This window comes from Amycolatopsis oliviviridis, from assembly GCF_014654365.1.
Lineage (GTDB): Bacteria > Actinomycetota > Actinomycetes > Mycobacteriales > Pseudonocardiaceae > Amycolatopsis > Amycolatopsis oliviviridis.
This window is the reverse complement of sequence record NZ_BNAY01000002.1, coordinates 735,325-755,389: the sequence shown is the minus strand read 5'-3', so window position 1 is coordinate 755,389 and position 20,065 is coordinate 735,325. Positions and strand designations below refer to the sequence as shown.

Annotated in this window: 25 protein-coding genes; 12 read left to right on the top strand and 13 right to left on the bottom strand. The window is 69.8% G+C overall.

Translation table 11 applies throughout. The annotated features are described in order from the left end of the window. Positions 1 to 52: 52 nt before the first annotated feature. The 3 genes from IE302_RS10655 to IE302_RS42705 form a co-directional block, all read right to left on the bottom strand. The gene (locus tag IE302_RS10655) at positions 53 to 658 is read right to left on the bottom strand and encodes a TetR/AcrR family transcriptional regulator (RefSeq protein WP_191254275.1); all 606 of its coding nucleotides are present in this window, start codon (positions 656 to 658) and stop codon (positions 53 to 55) included. Then, a complete protein-coding gene (locus IE302_RS10650) occupies positions 639 to 1,499 on the bottom strand; it encodes an alpha/beta fold hydrolase (RefSeq protein ID WP_191254274.1) in 861 nt (286 codons plus the stop codon). Before IE302_RS10650 ends, IE302_RS10655 begins: the two co-directional genes overlap by 20 nt. A 128-nt stretch (positions 1,500 to 1,627) precedes the next feature. Then, positions 1,628 to 1,807 (bottom strand): DUF7455 domain-containing protein, encoded by a 180-nt coding sequence (locus tag IE302_RS42705; protein ID WP_016332937.1) that lies wholly within the window; start codon positions 1,805 to 1,807, stop codon positions 1,628 to 1,630. A 339-nt stretch (positions 1,808 to 2,146) separates the two neighbouring features. Here IE302_RS42705 and IE302_RS10645 point away from each other — a divergent pair, with 339 nt between their 5' ends. The 3 genes from IE302_RS10645 to IE302_RS10635 are packed head-to-tail and all read left to right on the top strand — an operon-like array spanning position 2,147 to position 4,072. After that, entirely contained in the window at positions 2,147 to 2,941 is a 795-nt protein-coding gene (locus IE302_RS10645; protein ID WP_191254753.1) for an EamA family transporter, read from the top strand. 46 nt (positions 2,942 to 2,987) lie between these two features. Then, positions 2,988 to 3,404, top strand: coding sequence for a GNAT family N-acetyltransferase (locus IE302_RS10640; protein WP_191254272.1), 417 nt, complete (start codon positions 2,988 to 2,990; stop codon positions 3,402 to 3,404). Beyond that, positions 3,404 to 4,072: a DUF6885 family protein gene (locus IE302_RS10635; protein ID WP_191254752.1), complete on the top strand. Its 669-nt coding sequence runs from the start codon at positions 3,404 to 3,406 to the stop codon at positions 4,070 to 4,072. Before IE302_RS10640 ends, IE302_RS10635 begins: the two co-directional genes overlap by 1 nt. Here IE302_RS10635 and IE302_RS10630 read toward each other — a convergent pair. The 3 genes from IE302_RS10630 to IE302_RS10620 all read right to left on the bottom strand — a co-directional run bounded on the left by IE302_RS10630 (position 4,047) and on the right by IE302_RS10620 (position 7,541). Then, on the bottom strand, positions 4,047 to 5,486 hold the full coding sequence (locus IE302_RS10630) for an APC family permease (RefSeq protein WP_191254751.1): 1,440 nt from the start codon (positions 5,484 to 5,486) through the stop codon (positions 4,047 to 4,049). The two genes, IE302_RS10635 and IE302_RS10630, sit on opposite strands and share 26 nt — an antisense overlap. Before the next feature lie 196 nt (positions 5,487 to 5,682). Next, entirely contained in the window at positions 5,683 to 6,345 is a 663-nt protein-coding gene (locus tag IE302_RS10625; protein WP_005164501.1) for a response regulator, read from the bottom strand. Further along, positions 6,342 to 7,541, bottom strand: coding sequence for a sensor histidine kinase (locus IE302_RS10620; RefSeq protein ID WP_191254270.1), 1,200 nt, complete (start codon positions 7,539 to 7,541; stop codon positions 6,342 to 6,344). Before IE302_RS10620 ends, IE302_RS10625 begins: the two co-directional genes overlap by 4 nt. Before the next feature lie 110 nt (positions 7,542 to 7,651). Here IE302_RS10620 and IE302_RS10615 point away from each other — a divergent pair, with 110 nt between their 5' ends. Together IE302_RS10615 and IE302_RS10610 are read left to right on the top strand one after the other, a co-directional pair. Beyond that, a complete protein-coding gene (locus IE302_RS10615; RefSeq protein ID WP_191254268.1) occupies positions 7,652 to 8,239 on the top strand; it encodes a hypothetical protein in 588 nt (195 codons plus the stop codon). Continuing rightward, positions 8,236 to 8,445 (top strand): hypothetical protein, encoded by a 210-nt coding sequence (locus IE302_RS10610; RefSeq protein ID WP_191254266.1) that lies wholly within the window; start codon positions 8,236 to 8,238, stop codon positions 8,443 to 8,445. The genes IE302_RS10615 and IE302_RS10610 overlap by 4 nt, the downstream gene beginning before the upstream one ends. Here IE302_RS10610 and IE302_RS10605 read toward each other — a convergent pair. Together IE302_RS10605 and IE302_RS10600 are read right to left on the bottom strand one after the other, a co-directional pair. Next, complete coding sequence (locus IE302_RS10605; RefSeq protein WP_191254264.1) at positions 8,437 to 9,669, bottom strand: hypothetical protein; 1,233 nt, start codon at positions 9,667 to 9,669, stop codon at positions 8,437 to 8,439. The genes IE302_RS10610 and IE302_RS10605 overlap by 9 nt on opposite strands. Beyond that, positions 9,666 to 10,466, bottom strand: coding sequence for a class I SAM-dependent methyltransferase (locus IE302_RS10600; RefSeq protein ID WP_191254262.1), 801 nt, complete (start codon positions 10,464 to 10,466; stop codon positions 9,666 to 9,668). Before IE302_RS10600 ends, IE302_RS10605 begins: the two co-directional genes overlap by 4 nt. A gap of 64 nt (positions 10,467 to 10,530) precedes the next feature. Between IE302_RS10600 and IE302_RS10595 the strand changes: the two genes are divergently transcribed. Together IE302_RS10595 and IE302_RS10590 are read left to right on the top strand one after the other, a co-directional pair. Further along, positions 10,531 to 10,749 (top strand): hypothetical protein, encoded by a 219-nt coding sequence (locus IE302_RS10595; protein WP_191254260.1) that lies wholly within the window; start codon positions 10,531 to 10,533, stop codon positions 10,747 to 10,749. 46 nt (positions 10,750 to 10,795) lie between these two features. Continuing rightward, a complete protein-coding gene (locus tag IE302_RS10590) occupies positions 10,796 to 11,995 on the top strand; it encodes a hypothetical protein (RefSeq protein WP_229907704.1) in 1,200 nt (399 codons plus the stop codon). 294 nt (positions 11,996 to 12,289) lie between these two features. Here the strand turns inward: IE302_RS10590 and IE302_RS10585 are convergent, their stop codons facing one another. Next, positions 12,290 to 13,690, bottom strand: coding sequence for an RNA polymerase sigma factor (locus IE302_RS10585; RefSeq protein ID WP_191254256.1), 1,401 nt, complete (start codon positions 13,688 to 13,690; stop codon positions 12,290 to 12,292). A 245-nt stretch (positions 13,691 to 13,935) separates the two neighbouring features. Then, positions 13,936 to 14,697: a polyphosphate--glucose phosphotransferase gene (ppgK, locus tag IE302_RS10580; RefSeq protein WP_191254750.1), complete on the bottom strand. Its 762-nt coding sequence runs from the start codon at positions 14,695 to 14,697 to the stop codon at positions 13,936 to 13,938. Between the two features lie 67 nt (positions 14,698 to 14,764). Here ppgK and IE302_RS10575 point away from each other — a divergent pair, with 67 nt between their 5' ends. Then, complete coding sequence (locus IE302_RS10575; protein ID WP_191254254.1) at positions 14,765 to 15,583, top strand: inositol monophosphatase family protein; 819 nt, start codon at positions 14,765 to 14,767, stop codon at positions 15,581 to 15,583. 78 nt (positions 15,584 to 15,661) lie between these two features. Here IE302_RS10575 and cei read toward each other — a convergent pair whose 3' ends face one another. Next, positions 15,662 to 16,345, bottom strand: a complete 684-nt coding sequence (gene cei / locus IE302_RS10570; RefSeq protein WP_191254252.1) for an envelope integrity protein Cei — start codon at positions 16,343 to 16,345, stop codon at positions 15,662 to 15,664. Between the two features lie 452 nt (positions 16,346 to 16,797). On the opposite strand from cei, the gene IE302_RS10565 reads away from it, so the two are divergent. Beyond that, complete coding sequence (locus tag IE302_RS10565) at positions 16,798 to 17,106, top strand: DUF4193 domain-containing protein (RefSeq protein WP_005164528.1); 309 nt, start codon at positions 16,798 to 16,800, stop codon at positions 17,104 to 17,106. A 101-nt stretch (positions 17,107 to 17,207) separates the two neighbouring features. Here the strand turns inward: IE302_RS10565 and IE302_RS10560 are convergent, their stop codons facing one another. After that, positions 17,208 to 17,708 carry a DUF3093 domain-containing protein gene (locus IE302_RS10560; RefSeq protein ID WP_373307937.1) on the bottom strand — a complete coding sequence of 167 codons (501 nt, stop codon included), beginning with the start codon at positions 17,706 to 17,708 and terminating at the stop codon, positions 17,208 to 17,210. Between the two features lie 24 nt (positions 17,709 to 17,732). Between IE302_RS10560 and dut the strand changes: the two genes are divergently transcribed. Further along, positions 17,733 to 18,215 carry a dUTP diphosphatase gene (gene dut / locus IE302_RS10555; RefSeq protein ID WP_026467910.1) on the top strand — a complete coding sequence of 161 codons (483 nt, stop codon included), beginning with the start codon at positions 17,733 to 17,735 and terminating at the stop codon, positions 18,213 to 18,215. Next, the gene (locus tag IE302_RS10550) at positions 18,215 to 18,871 is read left to right on the top strand and encodes a DUF3710 domain-containing protein (RefSeq protein ID WP_191254250.1); all 657 of its coding nucleotides are present in this window, start codon (positions 18,215 to 18,217) and stop codon (positions 18,869 to 18,871) included. Before dut ends, IE302_RS10550 begins: the two co-directional genes overlap by 1 nt. On the opposite strand, the gene IE302_RS10545 is transcribed toward IE302_RS10550, so the two are convergent. Continuing rightward, the gene (locus tag IE302_RS10545; protein ID WP_191254249.1) at positions 18,868 to 19,575 is read right to left on the bottom strand and encodes an alpha/beta fold hydrolase; all 708 of its coding nucleotides are present in this window, start codon (positions 19,573 to 19,575) and stop codon (positions 18,868 to 18,870) included. The two genes, IE302_RS10550 and IE302_RS10545, sit on opposite strands and share 4 nt — an antisense overlap. 103 nt (positions 19,576 to 19,678) lie before the next feature. On the opposite strand from IE302_RS10545, the gene IE302_RS10540 reads away from it, so the two are divergent. Beyond that, the gene (locus IE302_RS10540; RefSeq protein WP_005164535.1) at positions 19,679 to 20,059 is read left to right on the top strand and encodes an OB-fold nucleic acid binding domain-containing protein; all 381 of its coding nucleotides are present in this window, start codon (positions 19,679 to 19,681) and stop codon (positions 20,057 to 20,059) included. Positions 20,060 to 20,065: the final 6 nt, after the last annotated feature.

Below are 20,065 nucleotides of genomic sequence, written 5' to 3'. Positions count from 1 at the left end.
GTTTAGTCCTCTGGATGCGGTCCTTGCGCACGCAACTACCGCATCCAGAGGACTAAACGCGTTCTTTGACGAGGCCGGACAGCAGCGCCACCAGAGCGGTGAGGGATTTCTCCTTCGCCGCTTCACGGTCTTCGGCGTGCGCGATCATCAACGCCGCCTCGGCGCAGGCGCTCAGCACCAGCTGGGCCAGCTCCGGGATCGGTCCGTCGACCAGCCGCCCTTCCGCGGCGACCGACTCCAGGAACTCCGTGATCAGGCCCAGCCCGTACCGGTTCTCCAGCTCGCGCCATTCCGCCCAGCCGAGGACGGAGATGGCGTCGGTGAGCGAGATCCGCACCACCTCGGGCCGCAGGCACAGGTCCAGGAAGTGGCCCAGCGCGCCGATGGCCGCCGACCACGGATCGTCCGACGGCTGCCCGAACGCCCGGAGCTCCTCGGTGATCTCCGTTTCGATCTGCTCGATCACGGCGCGGAACAGCCCCTGTTTGTCGCCGAAGTGGTGGTACAGCGCACCGCGGGTGACGCCCGCCGCCCGGACGATCTCGTCGGCGGGCACGGCGGCGTAGCCCGGGTCGGCGAACAGCTTCCGCGCCGCCGTGATCAACGCGGTCTGCGTCGACTGCGATCGTTCGGTCTGGCTACGTCGTGGCGTGGGCACGCATGAATTCCACCACCAGGTCGCCCAGCCGCTCCGGCTGGTCCTCCGGCACGAAGGTGTAGGAGTCCTCGATCGTCTTCAGCTCGGCGTTCGGCAGCACGTCGGCGAGCTTGCAACCCAGCCACAGCGGGAAGTGCCGGTCCTCGGGTGCCCAGAGCAGCAGGACCGGTTTCCCGAACGCGGGCAGCCGCTCGGCCGCGGTCAGCGTGTAGCGCTTGTCGACGCTCGCCATGAACCGGCGCAGGTCGTCCCGGATCTCCCGGCTCCGCCTGCTGGGCAGCAGGTAGGCGTCGAGGACGTGGTCCGGCACGGGGCGCTTGGTGAGCCAGGCGAAGTCCGTCTTCTTGAGCAGCCAGTGCCAGCGCAAGGCTTGGATCGCCGCCCACGTCCCGCCGGGGATCCGTGCCAGCGGGCTCAGTGCCGAGAACGCCGGCGGCAGGAAGTGGTCGAAGCAGTCCGACGGCGTCAGCACGACGCGGCCCACCCGTTCCGGGGACGTGGTCATGAGCAGCTGGGTGAGCGCGCCGCCGGTGTCGTTCGCGACCAGGGTGGCGTCGGTCAGGTCGAGCACTTCGAGGAACCGCGCGATCAGCGCGGCGACCCCGGGCGGGCTCAGGTCGGCGCCGGGGACCGGGATCTCGTGCGATCCCAGTGGCCAGTCCGGGGTCAGGCAGCGGAAGCCGGCGTCGGCGATCGCGGGGGCCACTTTGCGCCAGAGCAGGCCGTCGGTCAGCAGTCCGTGCACGAAGACCACGGGAGGGCCTTCGCCGCGGTCGCGGTAGCGGATGCGGGCGCCGCCGAGGTCCACCTCGTGCGTCTCGCCCAGGAGGTCGGTAGTCATGACAAGTAACATACATACTGTCTGTATGTGTTTCCAGGGCAAAACCAGGGCGGCCGCAGGCAAAAAACAGGGCGGCCGGCTCTCTCCCTGGGGAGTAGCCGGCCGCCGGGTGGTCGTGGACTGGTGGACTACCGCTGAATGTCCGCGGACATTTCCTTGAGCTTCGTCTCGTGTGCGCGGGCGTGGTGACCACAGAAGAGCAACTCGCCACCGGTGCTGAGAATGGCTCGAACCTGGGCCGCAGCTCCACACCGGTCGCATCGGTCGGCAGCGGTCAGTTCGGGGCGGGTGAGCGTCGGTGAAGTCATTGGAGTCTCCCTCCGTCCCGGCACCGGTCGCCCGGTGCCATCGATCCAGCTACGACCACTTCGGCACTGATACCGGAAACGTTCGTTCCCGGCCCCGCCGTGTTCGTGCTTCCACTCTTCCAGACGTTTGGCGGCCCGCAAGTGTTCCCGTGCGGGTGTCTCATTTGTCACTGGTAATTACCTCGGATGTCGTAGCGTAATCACGCAACGTAGGAGAAGACTCCCCGTTGAACCGCCTTTTCCCACGTCAGGCACCATGCGGGAGTGGTTATCGCAGTCGTCCGGCGCCGGCTCCCGAGTGTGCCGGCGCCGGTCTTGTTCGTTCTCAGCGGAATTTCCCTGTACGCCGGCGCGGCCATCGCCATAGGTCTCTTTTCGGTCGCCTCCCCCGCGGGGGTGGCCTGGCTTCGGTGCCTCGGCGCGGCGGCGGTGCTCCTCGCGTGGCGCAGGCCACCCCGCTCGGCGTGGACCGGGCGCGCGTTCGTGCTCGCGGGCGCCTTCGGCGTCGTCACCGCCGGGATGAACGTGCTCTTCTACGAGGCGATCGCGAGGCTTCCCCTCGGCACCGCGGTCGCCCTCGAGTTCACCGGGCCCGTGGTCGTGGCGGCTTTCGGCTCGCGGACCCGGCGCGACGTCTTCGCACTGCTGCTGGTGGCGGCCGGGGTGATCGCCATCGCGGATGTCCGGCTCGAAGGCAGCCTGCTCGGCGTGCTCTTCGCGCTGGGCGCGGCGGCCGCCTGGGCCGGGTACATCCTGCTCGGGAAGCGGGTCGCGGACGGCGGGAACGGGATCGACGGGCTGGCCGTCGGGTTCGCCGTCGGCACCGTGGTCCTGTCGCCGCTGGCGTTCGGTACCGGCGCCGTGTGGGCTTCGCCACGTCTGCTGGTTCTCGGGGTCGGGATGGCCGTGCTCGCGACCGTCGTGCCGTACGCGCTCGACCAGGTGGTCCTGCGCAAGGCCGGGCAGGCGCGGTTCGCGCTGCTGCTCGCGTTGCTGCCGGTCACGGCGGGCGTGATCGGCTTCGTCTGGCTCCGGCAGGTCCCGTCGCTGCCCGAGGCGCTCGGCACGCTGGCCGTCGTCGCCGGGGTGGCGCTGCGCTCGCCGGGGAAACGTGATGACTCCGCGCCCCTCTGAGCGGGATACTGACCAGTCTGTGGCGCTTTCAGCACCGGGAGGACACGTGACCGAGATCCGGCGGGCCAGGACCGTCGAAGAGGTCGTCGCCGCCCAGCACCTGTTCGACGGGCCCGCGCGACGGGCGGCGTCCGAGAAGTTCCTCGCGGGGGAGGAGAACCACCTCCTGATCGCGTACGAGGACGGCGAACCCGCGGGCATGATCACCGGCACCGAGGTGACGCATCCGGACAAGGGCACCGAGATGTTCCTCAACGAGCTCGACGTCAGCCCGGACTACCAGCGGCGCGGGATCGGCCGCGACCTGGTCGACGCGCTGGCCGGGCTCGCGCGGGAGCGCGGCTGCCGCGGGATGTGGGTCGGTGTCGAGACGGACAACGAAGCCGCGCTGGCGACCTACGCCGCGGCCGGAGCGGCGAACGAGGGACCGTTCATCATGCAGTCGTGGACGTTCGAAGACTGATGTCCTCCGGAATCGACGGCGACCGGACGGGGCTGTCCGGTCGCCGCTGGCTGCCCGGCGGCGAGCATCTGGTCGCCGTCGCGCGCGCCGAACTCCCGCAGAAGGACGGACTCGCGGGGCCGTTCACGGCGCTGGCCGCCCTGCGCGCCGCGGGGTTCGACGTCGCGAGCCAGGACGACGTCGCGGCGCTGGCGGGTACCACGCCGGATGGCCTGTCGCGAGCGATCGAGACGCTCTCGGGTGGACGGCTCGTGGCGGTGCCCGCCGCCGGGAATCGGTCGCCACAGTCGTTGTTCATGCTCCTGGCCGAGTTGTGGAGGCTGTCGCGAGTCGCCGTGATCGCGGAGGTCGACCCGGCGGAATTCGGCGCGCACGACACGCCCGCGCGGGCGCTGCTCGACTACCTCGACACCGGGATCCCGCCGCTGTGGTCGTCCCGCTGGCGTCCTCCTGAGGGACATTTCGTGCTGGCGGCCGGCCTGCGGATCGGCGCCGAAGGAACCCTGGTGTCCATTATGGATGGATATCCGTCCTTGGGGGACAACGGATTGCACGACCAGCCGGTGGAATGGGTGGCCGCCGCGCTGAAGCGGTTGCTGGTCGTGGTGGACGACGGCGACACCGAGGCCGCCGTCGCCGCGATCACGACGGCAGGTCTGTGGAGCTGAGTTCGTCCTTCGCGAAACGGGAGTGCTTGCGCCCGTAGAAGACGTAGATCAGCAGGCCGAGCAGCAGCCACGCGGCGAACCGCAGCCAGGTCATCACGTCCAGGTTGAGCATCAGGTAGAAGCACGCCAGCGCCGCCACGATCGGCAGGTACGGCGAGAACGGCACGGTGAACGGGCGCTCCAGGTCCGGGCGGCGTTTGCGCAGCACCGGGACGGCCAGCGCGACGATGATCATCGCCGAAAGCGCGCCGATACTGACCATGTCGGCGAGTTCGGAGATCGGGACGAAGGCGGCGAGGGCCGCGATCAGCACGGCACCGGCGATGGTCATCCGGTGCGGGGTGCCCCAGCGCGGATGCGCCGTGCCGAACTTCTTCGGCAGCAGGCCGTCGCGGCCCATCGCGAACCCGATCCGGCCGATCGTCACCAGTTCCACCATCATCACCGACGTCAGCCCGGTGACCGCGCCGAGGGAGATCAGCGCGCCCACCCAGTGCTGCCCGACGCGGTCGAAGGCGTCGGCGAGCGGGGCGCCCGTGTCGATGTCGGTGAACGGGACCATCCCGGTCAGCACCAGCGAGACCCCGATGTAGAGCAGCGCGCAGACCCCGAGCGCGCCGAGGATACCGACCCGCAGATCGCGTTTGGGGTTCACGGTCTCCTCGCCGAGGTTGGCGAGCGCCTCGAAACCGGTGTAGGCGAAGAAGACGACGGCGGCGGCCGTCACCATCCCGGCGATGCCGTAGACGGACTGTTCGAGTCCGAGCGCGGCTTGCACGATCGGCTGGTGCAGGGTCCCGGCCGTCTCGGTCGGAGCCTGGGCGGGCGGGATGAACGGGGTGAGGTTCTCGCCGCGGATGTAGAACACGCCGACCGCGAGGATCAGCACGCACACCGCGACCTTGACCAGCACGAGCAGGTTCGTCACCCGCGCGGATTCCTTGATCCCGATGACGGCGATCACGGTCAGCACGGCGATGATCGCGACCGCGCCGATGTTCACCTTCGCGTCTTCACCGAACCACTCGGGGGAGAGCCCCATCAGATTCGCCAGATAACCGGACCAGCCGCGCGACACGACGGCCGCGCCGAGCGCGAACTCGAGCAGCAGGTCCCAGCCGATGATCCAGGCGAAGGTCTCGCCGAGGGTGGCGAAGGCGTAGGTGTACGCGCTTCCCGCCGTCGGCACACTGGAGGCGAGTTCGGCGTAACAGAGGGCGGCCATCCCGGCGACGACGGCGCCGAGCACGAACGACAGCGTGACCGACGGGCCCGCGTGCGTCTTCGCCTCGACACCGGCGAGGGTGAAGATCCCGGTGCCGATGATGATGCCGACCCCGAAACCGATCAGGTCGCGCCCTTTGAGGCGGCGTTTCAGCTCGCCCGAGTCCTGCCGTTTCAGGACCTCGTCCACGTCCAGAGTTCGCCGCATGAAGGCTCACGCTAGAAGATCGCCGCCCACCTCGCAGATCGGTGGGACTTCAGCCGGCCGGGCCTTGCCCGCCGGAGCGCAGTGGGCCGGGCCTGATGTTGTGAAGGTGGCTTTCACAACCTTCAACGTTGTGAAGGTGGCTTTCACAACATCGGCGCCCGGCAGGCGAAAGGAGTTTTCAGCCCTCCAGGACGACGCCGTTCTCCTGCGCCAGGATCGCCGCCTGCACCCGTGACCGCAGTTCCAGTTTCGTCAGCACCCGCGAAACGTGCGTCTTCACCGTGGTCTCGCCGATGTGCAGCCGCGTGCCGATCTGCGCGTTGGACAGGCCGCCGCCCAGGCACGCCAGCACTTCGCGCTCGCGGTCGGTCAGTTCGTCGAGCCCGTCGGGGACGAGGGAGGGTTCGCGGGTGCCGGCGGCGAACGCGGCGATCAGCTTCCGCGTGACCTGCGGTGCGAGCACCCCTTCGCCCGCCGCGACCAGTTTCACCGCCTCGATCAGCCGCGACGCCTCCACCGACTTCAGCAGGAACCCCGCCGCGCCCGCCCGCAGCGCGGCGTGGACGTACTCGTCGAGGTCGAAGGTGGTCAGCACGAGGACTTCGCACAGGCCTTCCGCGGTCAGTTCCCGGGTGGCCGCGATGCCGTCGACGCCGGGCATCCGGACGTCCATCAGCACGACGTCCGGCTTCAGCGCCTTCGCCTGGCGGACGGCGGTGGCGCCGTCCGCGGCCTCGCCGATCACCTCGATGCCCTCGGCGTTGCCGAGGATCATCATCAACCCGGCGCGGATGGCGCCGTGGTCGTCGGCGACCAGCACTTTGATGTTCCCGTCGCTCAAGTCCCCTCCAGAGGCAGTTCGGCACGGACCAGCCAGCCACCGCCGGACGGCCCGGCGGCGAGAGTGCCGCCCACCGCGGCGGCGCGTTCCCGCATGTTCAGCAGGCCGAGTCCGGTCCCGCCGTCGTCCGCCGAGCCTGAGCCGGGACGGAGATCGTTGCGCACTTCGACGGTGAGTATGCCTCCGTCGGCACGGATGTCGAGGACGGCCCGGCCACCCGCGGCGTGTTTGGCCGCGTTGGTGAGGGCCTCCTGCGCGATCCGGTACGCGGTCAGGTCGACCGCGGCGGGCAGCTGGGGAGACAGGTCCGGGACGGAGCCGATCTCGACCTCCAGCCCGCTCGCTCGCGCGGATTCGACCAGTTTGGACAGTTCGGCGAGCCGGGCGGGCGCGGTCGTCTCGAAGTCGGTGTCCCCTGTGGAGGGATCCGCGCGCAGCAGCCCGATCATCGCGCGCATCTCGTCGAGCGCGCTCACACTGTTCTCCCGTACCGATTCCAGGACCTTCCTGGACAGTTTCGGGTCGGCGGTGGCCATCGACAGCGCGGCCTCGGACTGGATCGCGATCGCCGAGAGATGCCCGGCGATGACGTCGTGCAGATCCCGCGCCATCTTCGACCGTTCCCCCGCCACGGCGGCCTTGCGGTCCAGTTCGCCGATCGTGGCCAGCTGTACCGCGTTCGCCCGCTCGCTGTCGGCGATGTCCCGCTGCTGGCGCACGTTGGCCGCCCACCACACCGGCGTGACCAGGAACGGCAGGAGCGCGAACGCGGCGAGCACCGCCGTGCGCCACTGCGCGGCGAAGATGAGCGCGATGCAGACCACCGCGATGGTCCCGATCGCGGCGACCCCGATCATCAGCCTGCTGGTGCGCCGCGAACCGTAGAGCGTCGTCGCGTACAGGAAGTCGGTGAAGACGATGAGGATCGGCAGCGAGGGGCCGAACGTGATGTCCACGGCGAGCACGGCCAGCGCGCAGATCAGCGCCAGCGGGATCTTGCGGCGCAGCATCTCCAGCGCGCAGATCGCGGTCAGTTCGCTCAGGCGTATCCACAGTGGCGTTTCGTCCGGGCCGTTCAGCAGTACCTGCATCCCGCTCACGTAGACCAGCACGCCGAGGACCCACGTGCCGAAGGCGATGACGAGGTCCTGTTTCCATTCGGCGAGGTGGTTCAGGCGTGGGACGAACGTGGGCACCGCCCCATCCCAGCACACCAGGGCGCGCGGCGGGGTCCTACTAACTGATGACGGCGATCTCGGTCCGTACGCCGACGCGGAGGACCAGCGCGTTCGGAGAGGCTTACCCCGTGAACAAGATCTGGGACTTCATCGCGGAAAACCCCATGGCGGCCGTGGTCGCCGGTGGGGAGATCGGATTCTGGGTCGCCATCGTCGCCGGCCTCGTGGCCCGCTATCTGCTCAAGCTGAAGCGGACGAGTGTCTTCCTGCTGCTCCTGACCCCGGTGATCGACCTGGTCGTGCTGGTCGCGACGGTCATCGACCTGCGCAACGGCGCCACGGCGAACTTCGTGCACGGCCTCGCCGCGGTGTACCTGGGCTTCAGCGTGGTGTTCGGCCACTCGATGATCAAGTGGGCCGACGTGCGTTTCGCGCATCGGTTCGCGGGCGGGCCGCCACCGCCGCCCAAGCCGATGGGCCGGGCGAAGCTGCGCGCCGAATGGCGTGACTGGTTCAAATGCGTGCTGGCCTGCGGGCTCGCCTCGGGGGTGCTGCTCCTGCTGATCTTCATGGTCGGCGACACCGATCAGGTCGCGCCGCTGTGGGACTGGCTGCCGAGGATGGGGGTCGTGACGGCCATCTGGTTCGCCACGGGACCGCTGTGGCAGGAGCTCTCCAAGAACGACGACCGGGTCAAGGAAGGGGCGCGGCGATGATCGAACTACTGGGAATCCTCCTGCTGGTGCAGGGCGGGGGCGGGCTGATCAACCGGCTGCTGGGCAGCACCAACCCGAGCTGGTTCGTCCAGCTCCACGTGCTCCCGTCGGGGATGCACGTGGTGGCGAGCGCGCTGATGGTGGCCGCGGGGGTCGGGCTGCTGTTCGCCGAGCGTTCTCGCAAGCAGCGCCGCCGCTCAGAGTGAGACGAGCACCTGCAGGACCCCGAGGACGATGGTGACGATCGTCAGGACGACGGTCACCACGGTGAGCCGCGTGACCCGCGCGCTCACCGTGTTCTCGTAGGAGTACCTGGTCTCCTCGTCCATCGCCTCGGCTTGGCGGTCGAGCTGGGCGATGATCCGCTCCACGCCCATGCTGGTGACCAGACGGCGTTCCAGCGAGTCGATCTCGGGCGGGAGCACCGAGTGCAGCATTTCGAGGATGTCGTCGAGTGAGCCCCGCAGCAGCCGGGTGCGGCTCGGCGACTTCTTCCTGTCCGCCAGTGCCCGCATCTCCCGCTGAGCGGTGCGCAGCCACTGGTCGGCCAGCGCCATCCGGATCAGGACCCGTTCGAGGATGAAGAGCATCCCGTGGTCGAGCCCGCCGACGTCGCTGTCGATGCCGAAGTACGGTTCGGCCGCGCCGAACGGGCCGCGCATCAGCTCGTCCTGATGCTCGACGTAGTCGGCATCCTTGCTGTTGAGGCAGACGATCCCGCCCGCCATCGTGTAGGCGGCGACGAACGAGCGCGTGCCCCACGACGGGCCGAGCGCGTCCCTGGCGACCTCGCGGGGCACGAATCGCCAGCCCTCGTCGCTGGTCGCCATCCCGTAGAACGGCCGGGGATCGGCGGCGACCCGCTGGGCGGGCGGATGCCCGTCGTGGGAGCGCAGTTCGACGCACCAGCCCTTGCGGCTGAGCCCTTCGGTCAGGCCGCAGCCCTTGGTCAGGTCCTCGAAGATGTGGGTGACGGCCTTGAGCAGCGAGGGGAAGGACTTCTCGCCGTAGCCGCCGCGCAGCCCGTCCGCCCCGTTCGCCGTCTCGCGGCCTTGTAGGCTCTGCAGGACGGCGATGGCGAGATCGCACTCGGCGGCGGGCCCGTCCGCCGCCGGCCCGGTGATCGTGGTGGCGAGGACCAGCGTCATCGCGTGATAGGCCGGATGCCAGGTGACGACGAGTTCGCACGGCAGGCTGACCGCGCCGATCCGGATCGACAGCCGCGAGCCGCCGGTGCGTTTGCGCAGCACCCGGCGTCGCGGCGGGGTGGTGTAACTGGCGAGGAAGTCCTCCGCGGCCGTCCACTCCTCGCCGAGCTTCCCGTCGAGGTGGACCAGCAGCCCCCGGTCCCGGCCGCCGTCCAGCACCAGCTCCGCCTCCTTCTCGGACAGCGGGACGGCCCAGGCGAAGGTGAGGAGCAGCGCGGTCATGCGGGTGCGCGGCGCAGCAGGGTGATCAGGTCCCGGCCGAGGTGGCGGCGCAGCGGGCCGGAGGCGTTGACCAGTTCGTCGCGGTCGATGTGCTCGTCGGCGGGCCCGAGGTCGTCGAGGACGTGGTAGGTCCACTCCCACTCGGTGCGCCAGCCCGCTTCGGCGGCTTCCGCGGCGATCTCCGCCGGGTCGAGGTAACGCACCGGGAGCGCCGGGCCGCTGCCCTCTCGCAGCGCCTTGTCGAACTCTTCGCGCGACACGCGGCGGGACCGGACCACACCGCCGGCTTCGACGCTGTCGAGACTGAACGCGCCCCGCCCGATCGGCGACCGGCTGTGGGCCAGGACCAGTGCCCCGCCGGGTGCGGTGACCTCGGCCAGCCGCCGCAGGATCGGCGCGACGTCCGGTGTGGGCACGTGCTGGACGACGTGACTGCACACCACGAGGTCGTACGGTCCGCCGTCGAGTTCGGTGATCGGCGAGACGGCGAAGGACAGCTTCGTGTCCTCGATGACGGTCTCGCGGGCTTTCGCCAGCCTGTCCGGGTCGGGGTCCGCGGCGGTGACGTCGGCGGAGAACCGGGCGACCCAGGGGAGGAGCCTGCCTTCCCCGCAACCGGCATCGAGTGCCTTGACCTCTTCGCGGCGCCCGAGGGGCGCGGTGAGCTGTTCGGCGACCTTCCCGAGCGCGCGGTCTTCGCTGGCCGTCCAGTAGCCGTCATAGGGCTCGTGCCGTCGGATGAACATCCCGGTGACGTGGTCGCCGGTGTCCGGGTAGCGGTAGCTCTCGGTCAGCACAGCCGCGAATATAGCCCGGATTCGCGGGTTCTCCGGTGCTCCGCTCGGGGATTACCCTGAAGTCGTGGCCACCGGGCCTGTCGCGCTGTACACCGTTGTCGCCGTGGCGCCGTCGGTGCTTTTCTGGTGCGCGCTGAAAGTGCCCGACGCGCTGCTCGTCCAGGCCTGCCGGGAGGTCGAGGTCGACCATCGGCTGGATGAACTGCCGGAGGGTTTCGACCGCGGGATCGAACGGCTGCGCGTCGAGAATTCCCTGGCCGAGCGCGGACTTTCGGTGTCCTGACGCGGTTTGTATCGAAAGTATGCGCGCGGCGGGAAGGCTCGCGGGCATGAAGAGGCTGGGACTTCTCGCTTCGCTCCTGCTGGTGTTCGCGCTCATCCCCGGGGTCGCCTCCGCCGCGGCCGCCTTCCCCCGGATGGACGCGGCCACGGTCGACGGCTTCCGCTGGACGTCCGGATCGACCTTCGACACCTACGGCGCGCGGATCGCTGCGCTGGAGAAGAAACTCCCGGCGCGTGGCCTGCCGGAGATCCTGTCGTCGGCGAACCGGAAGGCGCGGCCGCTGTGCCACGGCACGTATCTCGCGGCGGCGCTGAAACCGGCGGGCTTCTGCTGGGAGGACGCCAATGACGACAAGACCAACGACTGGATCCCGCAAGGACTGACCGGTTCCGGCGACGCCGACGCGGCGACCGGGAAGGTCGGCGGCAAGCGGGTCGTGGCGACGTCCTGGCACACCCCCGGCGACACCATGGTCCGTCTGTCCTTTGTGGACGCGACCGGCTTGGGTTACCGGCATGTGCTGCTCGTCGAACCGACGTCGGACGACAACTTCGCCGTCGTGCAGGGCCACGGGCACGGCATGACCTGGATCGGGAACCGGCTGTTCGTCGCGACCACCGGGGGAGTGGTGCGGGTCTTCGACACGACGCACTTCTGGAAGGTCGACGACAGCTCCGGCGTCGTCGGGAAGGGCCCGGACGGCAAGTACCACGCGGCGTTCTACGACTACGCGATGCCGCAGATCGGCGCGTACTGGTATCCCGGCGGCGGCGCCTGCACCAACGCCCCCGGGCCGCGCCCGTGTCTCTCGACGATGTCGTTCGACCACAGCGACGGCTCGATCGTGACCTCCGAACACCTCTCCAACGCGGCGGGCAGCCGCGTCCTGCGGTGGCCGTTCGACCGCACGACCGGCCTGCCCCAGGTGTCGGCCGACGGGACCGTGCACGCGAAGGAAGGGTTCGTGTCGCCGGTGTGGGGCATGCAGGGAGCGGTGGCGCGCAACGGGTATTTCGTGATGACCGGCGTCTGCCCGGAGTACGCCGGGGTGGCGGGCGATCATCCGTCGTGCCTGCACGGCGGGGTCGGCGGCACCTCGACGTCGAGGCTGAGCGGCAAGGCGCCGGTGAACTCGCAGAACCTGTCGTACTGGCCCGCCACGGGGGAGCTGTGGCTGATGAACGAGCAGCTGCGGGAACGGGTGACCGTGCACGTCCCGTGGACGACGCTGACCGGCCGTCCCTAGAACGCATTTCGTCCTCTAAATGCGTTCTAGGGGGCGAAGTCCCAGCGGGTGGCGCCGTGCGGTTCGGCGCCCGCGACGCCGATGGCGCGGCGCAGGGTGAGGCGGTGACCCGGTGCGCCTCACCCTCCAGCGTGAGGTCGATACCGCGCAGGCGCACCGAAACGGCGCACGCCGGGTTCCCGGCCAGGTTGCGGGACCGGCGGGTGCCCGTCGGGCGGGCGGGCCGCGAATCGACACCGGACGCGAAAAACCCCGCCACCGAATCCGGTGACGGGGTCTTCCGTGAGCCTGGGATCAGTCCAGGTAGTCGCGCAGCACCTGCGAACGCGACGGGTGACGCAGCTTCGACATCGTCTTCGACTCGATCTGCCGGATGCGCTCACGGGTCACCCCGTACACCTGGCCGATCTCGTCGAGCGTGCGCGGCTGGCCGTCGGTGAGGCCGAACCGCAGCCGCACCACACCCGCCTCACGTTCGGACAGCGTCTGCAGCACCGACTGGAGCTGGTCCTGCAGCAGCGTGAACGACACCGCGTCGACCGCGACGACGGCCTCGGAGTCCTCGATGAAGTCACCGAGCTGCGAGTCGCCCTCGTCGCCGATGGTCTGGTCGAGCGAGATCGGCTCGCGGGCGTACTGCTGGATCTCGAGGACCTTCTCCGGGGAGATGTCCATTTCCTTCGCGAGCTCTTCGGGAGTGGGCTCGCGACCGAGGTCCTGCAGCAGTTCGCGCTGTATACGGCCGAGCTTGTTGATGACCTCGACCATGTGCACCGGGATACGGATGGTGCGGGCCTGGTCGGCCATCGCGCGGGTGATCGCCTGCCGGATCCACCAGGTGGCGTACGTGGAGAACTTGTAGCCCTTGGTGTAGTCGAACTTCTCGACCGCGCGGATCAGGCCGAGGTTGCCTTCCTGGATCAGGTCCAGGAACGCCATGCCGCGGCCGGTGTAGCGCTTGGCCAGCGAGACCACGAGCCGGAGGTTCGCCTCCAAGAGGTGGTTCTTCGCCCGCTCACCGTCGCGCACGATCCACTTGAGGTCGCGCCGCATCTGGGTGACGAGCTTCTCGCCCTCCTCCTCGGCGTTGCGGACGCGCTCGGCGGCGTAGAGCCCGGCCTCGATGCGCTTGGCGAGCTCCACCTCCTCCTCGGCGTTCAGCAGGGCGACCTTGCCGATCTGCTTGAGGTACGCGCGGACCGAGTCGGCCGAAGCGGTGAGCTCGGCGTCCTTGCGGGCCTGGCGCAGCGCCTCGGACTCCTCCTCGTCCCAGACGAAGTCCGGGTTGTCGGAGGACTTTCCGGCGTTCTTGTCGGTCGACGTGCGGCGACCGCGGGCGGGCGTCTCTTCGACGTCCTCCTCGGACTCCGCGTCCTCTTCCGTCTCCTCGGTGACGGAAGCGTCGACGACGTCCACCTCGACTTCTTCGAGGTCGGACAGATCCGGGGTTTCGAGGTCGGCTTCGTCGAGGTCGCCGGGACCGTCTTCCGGATCGCCGTCTTCGGTCTTGGCACCCTTGGTGGTGGGTTTCTTGGCCGGAGCCTTCTTCGCCGGGGCCTTCTTCGCGCCGGCCGCCTTGGCGGCGGTCTTGCGCGCCGCGGGCTTCGCCGCGTCGGTGGCTGCCTCGTCGGCCGGCTCGCCGGCTGCGGTCGCTGTCTTCGTCCCGCTTCGGGTTGCGGTTCTTGCGGCTGCCACTTACGCCCTTTCGCAGCGGTCGATCATGACGAGCCGAGGCGTGATGGTCTCGGCTGCCTCAAATTCGGGGAACACCCCTCGGCCTGCGGTTTCCCTCGATCTCATGGGTGCCGCCGCCGTGGGCCGTGTTCCATTGTAACGACGATACGTGACAGCGTCGCGGCGCAACCCACCACCCGGCGGGCGCGACACGCCGTGCGACCCGCCGAAGTGACATCCGTGGCGTGGATGTCAGCCTGGTCGCGTCAGTGCTCGATGCCTTCCGCGGCGGCGGCCGCCGCGCCGACGATGCCCGCGTTGTTCTGCAGGGACGCGACGATGACCGGCGTGCGGATGTCCAGCAGCGGGACCCACTTGTGCGACTTCTTGCTGACGCCGCCGCCGACGATGAACAGATCCGGCCAGATCAGGTTTTCCAGCACGGAGAGATACCTGTTCACCCGTTCCGCCCATTCGGGATACGAGAGTTCCTCGTTGTCCTTCACCGACGCCGCGGCTTTCTTTTCCGCATCGTGACCATCGACCTCGATGTGGCCGAACTCGGTGTTGGGCACGAGCTTGCCGTCCTGGAAGACCGCGCTGCCGATGCCGGTGCCGAAGGTCAGCAGCGCCGTCACGCCGCGCCGCGCGATCGGGTCGCCCCAGCGGATCTCGGCCATCCCGGCGGCGTCCGCGTCGTTGAGCATCGCGATCTGGTCCACGCCGCGGCCGAGCCGCTTGGCGAACAGGGCGTCGGCGTCGGTGCCGATCCACTTGTGGTCGATGTTGGCCGCGGTGTGCGCGACACCCCGCTTGACCACCGCGGGCAGGGTGACGCCCACCGGGCCGTCCCAGCCGGCCTGGCCGGTGATCTCCGCGACGACGTCCGCCACCGCCTCCGGGGTCGACGGCTTCGGCGTGTCGATGCGGATCCGGTCGCCGATCAGCTGCCCTTGCGCCAAGTCCACCAGCGCGCCCTTGATCCCGCTGCCGCCGATGTCGATACCGAAACCTCGGGTCGCCTCCACCACGGACGTGGTCCCTTCTCGCACGATTCAGAAGCCTGCCTCGGAGACTTTAACCGGATGTGGTGACATGGCGGACGTGGGAGTTGACGAGACGTTGCTGAAGAGTGTCGCCGAGCGTGTCGCGGGCGAGGCCGCCGAGCTGGTCCACGAGGCCTGGACCGGGATGAACGCGGGCCGCGAGGTGCGGGTGGACACCAAATCCGCCGACACCGACGTGGTGACCGCCGTGGACCACGAGTCGGAACGGCTGGTGCGCGCCCGGCTCGCCGAACTGCGCCCGGGCGACGCCGTGCTCGGCGAGGAGCACGGCGGGACCGCCGGCGACGGGGTGACCTGGGTGGTCGACCCGATCGACGGGACGGTGAACTTCCTCTACGGGCTGCCGTGGTTCGCCGTGTCGGTGGCCGCGCAGGTCGGCGGGGTGTCGGTGGCGGGCGCCGTCGTCGAACCGGTCAGCGGGCGCCGCTGGACCGCCGCGCGCGGGCAGGGCGCGTTCCTCGACGGGCGGCCGCTGTCGGTCAACGCCCCTTCCCGGCTGGATTTGACGCTCGTCGGTACCGGGTTCGCCTACAAGGTCGAACGGCGGACGAAGCAGGCCCGGTTCGTCGCCGAACTGGCGACGCGGGTGCGCGACGTCCGGCGCAACGGGGCCGCCTCACTGGACCTGTGCGCGGTCGCCGCGGGCTGGCTGGACGCCTACGTCGAGCACGGCCTCGGACGGTGGGACTGGGCCGCCGGCGCGCTCATCGCCGCCGAGGCGGGCGCGCTGGTGTCGCTGCCGGGGGAGGACGCCGAACTGGGGCCGGACGCGACGTTCGCGGTGGCGCCGTCGATCGGTGCGCCATTGCGTCAGGCGCTGCTCGAGTCGGGCGTGGGCACGATCTGAGCTCCGGTAAGCGCTATGAAGGACGCTTTCATAGCAAAATTTGCAATGAAAGCGTCCTTCATAGCGCTTGAGGGTGGGTCAGCAGGGAGCTTCGCGCGCGGCCTTCAGCAGCGCCTGGTCGATCACCGGGGCGCCGCCGCCCGCCGACTGCTCACCGCCGCCGCTGCCCTGCTGCGCCTTCGACCACTGCGTGAGCTGGTCGAGGACCTTGCGGGCCTCCGCCTTCGGGCGGATGTCGCCGAGCAGGGTGCCGGTGGTGAGCGTGACCGAAGCGTCCTTGCGGTTGTCCTTCACCAGTTCGGCGCACGGGACCACCAGGCTCAGCGTGCGGGCCGCGGCCGCGCCGTTCTCGCCGAAGCGGATCTGGCCGCGGCATTTGGCCTCGGCGTTCTTGTAGGCCGGGTCGCTGGCCGGGTCGAGGATCTGGCTGAAGCCCAGTTCCCGGAGCGTGTTGGTGGCGATGCCGCCCTGGCCGCGGACCTGGGAGCCGTTGAGCACCTGGAGGGCGACCTTGTCCGGCGGCACCGGCGCGCGGTCGTCGAGGCCGTCGTGCGCCAGCGGCGTGTACGTGACGCCCTCCTGAGGGATGGGCGGAGGAGTGCACTGGATCTTGGCGTCGATGTCGGCGTTGCTCGCCACGACGTTCACCCAGACGATGACCGCGCCGAGTGCCAGCACCCCGATCACGATGAGCGCGGGCAGCGGCTTGTGCTTGCGATACGGCCTCGCCCCGCGGTCCCCGATGCCGTTCCCCGACGCCACCTGCCAGTCCCTTCCCCAAAGCCCGGATCCCCGGACGGTGCTTCATCTCACCATCGTGTCCGATCAGCCTATGCGTTGCGGCGGAGGTGATCGGCGCGGGCCTCCGGATAGCACCACGCGATGGCCACTCCGGGCAAGCGGCCGGGCCCAAGGGGTGAGGTACCCGACCCGGGGGCAACCCATTCGGACGACAGGCGTCTTGACACGGCGTTCCCCCTGTTGGGTGACGTAATCGCGGCAATGTCTGACTCGTTGCAGAGCCGGTATCGAGGTGAGCTACCCTTCGCGGGCTCAGGCGGCAGTAAGAGGCGCAAAAGAGAGACCTCGCTCACTGCCCAGCCGGGCACAAACAGGGGCGCTGGGACGTTAACCAGCGGCACGAAGGACTCACGAGCCGCGCGCTCGCGGGTCCGGGCCATCTGACATCGAAGCATCGCAGGGGTGAGGGACTAATGGCGACCGACTACGACGCTCCGCGCCGCAGCGAAGCCGACGAGCTGGCCGAAGACTCGTTGGAAGAGCTGAAGGCACGGCGCAACGAAAACCAGTCCGGCGTCGTGGACGTCGACGAGGACGCGACCGCCGAGAACTTCGAGCTGCCGGGCGCGGACCTCTCCGGACTTTCCGGGGAGGACCTGACCGTCAAGGTCGTGCCCAAGCAGGCCGACGAGTTCACCTGCTCCGTCTGTTTCCTGGTGCATCACCGCAGCAGGCTGGCGGAGGAGAGTGGCGGACGGCTCATCTGCCGCGACTGCGCCTGAGCCTACGGGCACAGGGGACGGCGCGACAGGGGTTTCGGGGTCTAAACAGGAATAAGGGGGCCGGCCACGTGGCCGGCCCCCTTTCCCATGCCCTGGACGCCCTAGGTCGAAGAGTTCGAAGCGGTCCGGCGCAGCAGCGCCGCCACCTTCTCCGGGTGCCGGGTGCTGAACAGCCAGTACGGCGTCGGGTCGTCGGGGTCGGTGAGCCAGACCCGCACGACCGGGCCGACCCAGCCCCGGTGCAGCACGAAGGCGGCCGGGTCCGCGTCGCGGCCGAGAGCCTTGCGCTTCGCCTCCTTGTCGATGACCTCGACGTCGCCGACGAACTTCAGCGGCAGATGCGCGTCGCGCAGCCACAGCTCCGGCTCGGCTCCTCCGGTCACCCGGACGCGAGACCGGCCGAGCGAGACCATCAGCGCGATCACCGCGGGGATCAGCACCACGTACGGCAGCCAGCCGCGGAGCCCGGGATAGCCCATGTCGATCTCCGCCGCCAGCAGCCCGCCGCCCAGCAGCGGCAACGGCCAGCCCCACCACGGGACGTAGAGCCGCTCGGAATGCTCGACGGTGCTGCCTTCGGCCGCGTTCACGCTTTCACCCACGCCTTCAGGGTAGTCTCGCCGCCCGTGTCCACCGTTCAGGTACTGCTTTCCCGGATCGATCCTTCGGTCCCCCTCCCCGCCTACGCGCGCCCCGGCGACGCGGGCGCCGACCTCGTCACCACCTCGGATCTCGTCCTCGCGCCCGGCGAACGCGGCGTCGTCGGGACGGGCGTCGCGATCGCGCTGCCGCCCGGCTACGCGGGCTTCGTCCATCCGCGGTCGGGTCTCGCGGCCCGGGTCGGCCTCTCGGTCGTCAACACCCCCGGCACGATCGACTCCGGGTACCGCGGTGAGATCCGCGTCTGCCTGATCAACCATGATCTCTCCGAGAAGGTCGTGCTCACCCGCGGCGACCGGATCGCGCAGCTGGTCGTGCAACGGGTCGAACAGGCCGAGTTCGTCGAGGTCGCCGAACTCGAGTCGTCCGAGCGCGGCGAGGGAGGGTATGGCTCCACGGGCGGACACGCCACACTGGGAGCCGGAGCCAGGGAAGGAACGGAGAACTAGTGGGGATTTTCGGACGCAAGCGCGCGAAGCCGAGCGGACGGCACGCCGCGCCCGAGGTCGAGGAGCGCCCCGGCAGCGCCGCCGACGACGCCGAGGAGATCGAGTCGCAGCTGTCGGAGACCGCCGACGGCCCGTTCGACCTCGCCGACGCGCCCGAGGACGGCATCCCGAGGATCGACCTCGGTTCGGTGAAGGTGCCGGTGCCCGACGGTTCCCAGGTCCAGGTCGAGATGGACCCGGAGAGCGGCGGCGTCCGCGCGGTGCACGTCGTCACCGAACAGGGCCAGATCACCGTCAGCGGCTACGCGGCGCCCCGGTCCGGCGGCCTGTGGAAGGACGTCAGCACCGAACTCACCGAGCAGCTGCGGGCCGACGGCGCCAAGGTCTCGGTCGGCATGGGGGAGTGGGGGCTGGAGCTGTCCGCGATCGTCGGCGACGTCGCGTTGCGGTTCGTCGGGGTCGACGGCCCGCGCTGGATGCTCCGCGGCGTCATCGCCGGGCCGCAGTCGCAGGCGTCGCAGGCGCCCGCGGTGCTGCGGGAGATCGTGCGGCACACCATCGTCGACCGCGGTGACGCGCCGATGCCGGTCCGCACCCCGCTGACCATCACGCTGCCCGACGCCGTCGCGCAGCACATCGCCGAACAGCAGGCCTAGCGAGCCCGCAACCAGGCCAGCACGGTCGCCCGGCCCAGGGATTCCCGGTCCGCGCCGAGGGCGGTGAGCGTCGACTCGCCGACCTCGGCGCACGGCAGGGCGTCCGCCCAGGCGCGGGCGACCTCCGCCGGATGGATCGGATCGTCCACGCACGTGCCGATCCCCACGGGCACGTCGAGACCCTTGAGGTCCTCCAGCGACGGGGCAGGATGGGACGCGGCGGTCCGCAGGCTCGCCGCCAGCCCGTCACCGTGCCGCCGCCACGCGCGGCCGAGTTCCGCGGAGAGCCATTCCGGGACGCCATCCGACGATTTCGCCAGCGCGCCGTCGACCCCGTTTTCGGCCACCAGATCCGCTGACAGCCGCGCGGCGAGCGACGCGGGTGCTCGCCCGGCAGGGCCGTTCCAGGCCGGGAGCGCGGCCAGCAGGCCGGTGCAGCGGCCCGGATTGCGGACCGCCCACTCCGCCGAGAGGTGCGCGCCGAACGAGACGCCGCCGACGAGCAGCGGACCGTGCTCGGCGGACAGCCTGTCCAGCTCCGCGAGATAGCCGTCCGCGAGGCGGTCGCCCGCGGGCGGTGGCGGGGCGAGCAACCGGACGCCGAGCGCCCGCAGCGGCCCGGCGAACACGCCGCGCACGAACACTTCGTCGGACCCGGTGCCGGGGAGTACTACTGCCGTCGTAGGCGGAATAGCGGAGGTCACGTTGCGATCTTCTCCCAAACCCGTTGTCCTGGTCCGAGCACAGTTACGCTGGATTACGCACGGGCCGTTCAAGTCGGGGGCCCCGGAGCACAGGAGCACCGTTATGCCCGCCAAAGACGGCGGCTACTTCAGCCGGTTGGTTCGCAAGCTGACCAGCGACGTCGAGGATCTCGACGCCGACGATCTGTCCGAAAAATCCGAGGCCGGCGGAGCGCAGCGCGCCTGCGACTGCCGGTCGGGACAAGAGGTGACGGTGCTCGGCAGACTCCGCAGCGTGGAGCTCTGCCCGACCAACGAAGCGGCGACACTGCAGGCCGAGCTGTTCGACGGCACACAGGGTGTGACGCTAATCTGGCTCGGACGCCGCCGGATCCCCGGGATCGAACCCGGGCGAACCATCAAGGTGCGCGGCCGGATGGCCGAACGTGATGGCCAGAAGGTGCTTTACAACCCTTATTACGAACTTCAGAGCCCTGTGAGTTGATCCCGC

Excerpts from the sequence above, each read along its gene's own strand:
- IE302_RS10565 (WP_005164528.1), top strand. The coding sequence starts at position 16,798 with ATGGCGACCGACTACGACGCTCCGCGCCGCAGCGAAGCCGACGAGCTG.
- IE302_RS10610 (WP_191254266.1), top strand. The coding sequence starts at position 8,236 with ATGATCGAACTACTGGGAATCCTCCTGCTGGTGCAGGGCGGGGGCGGG.
- IE302_RS10635 (WP_191254752.1), top strand. The coding sequence starts at position 3,404 with ATGTCCTCCGGAATCGACGGCGACCGGACGGGGCTGTCCGGTCGCCGC.
- IE302_RS10540 (WP_005164535.1), top strand. The coding sequence starts at position 19,679 with ATGCCCGCCAAAGACGGCGGCTACTTCAGCCGGTTGGTTCGCAAGCTG.
- IE302_RS10590 (WP_229907704.1), top strand. The coding sequence starts at position 10,796 with ATGAAGAGGCTGGGACTTCTCGCTTCGCTCCTGCTGGTGTTCGCGCTC.
- IE302_RS42705 (WP_016332937.1), bottom strand. The coding sequence starts at position 1,807 with ATGACTTCACCGACGCTCACCCGCCCCGAACTGACCGCTGCCGACCGA.
- IE302_RS10575 (WP_191254254.1), top strand. The coding sequence starts at position 14,765 with ATGGCGGACGTGGGAGTTGACGAGACGTTGCTGAAGAGTGTCGCCGAG.
- IE302_RS10605 (WP_191254264.1), bottom strand. The coding sequence starts at position 9,669 with ATGACCGCGCTGCTCCTCACCTTCGCCTGGGCCGTCCCGCTGTCCGAG.
- IE302_RS10650 (WP_191254274.1), bottom strand. The coding sequence starts at position 1,499 with ATGACTACCGACCTCCTGGGCGAGACGCACGAGGTGGACCTCGGCGGC.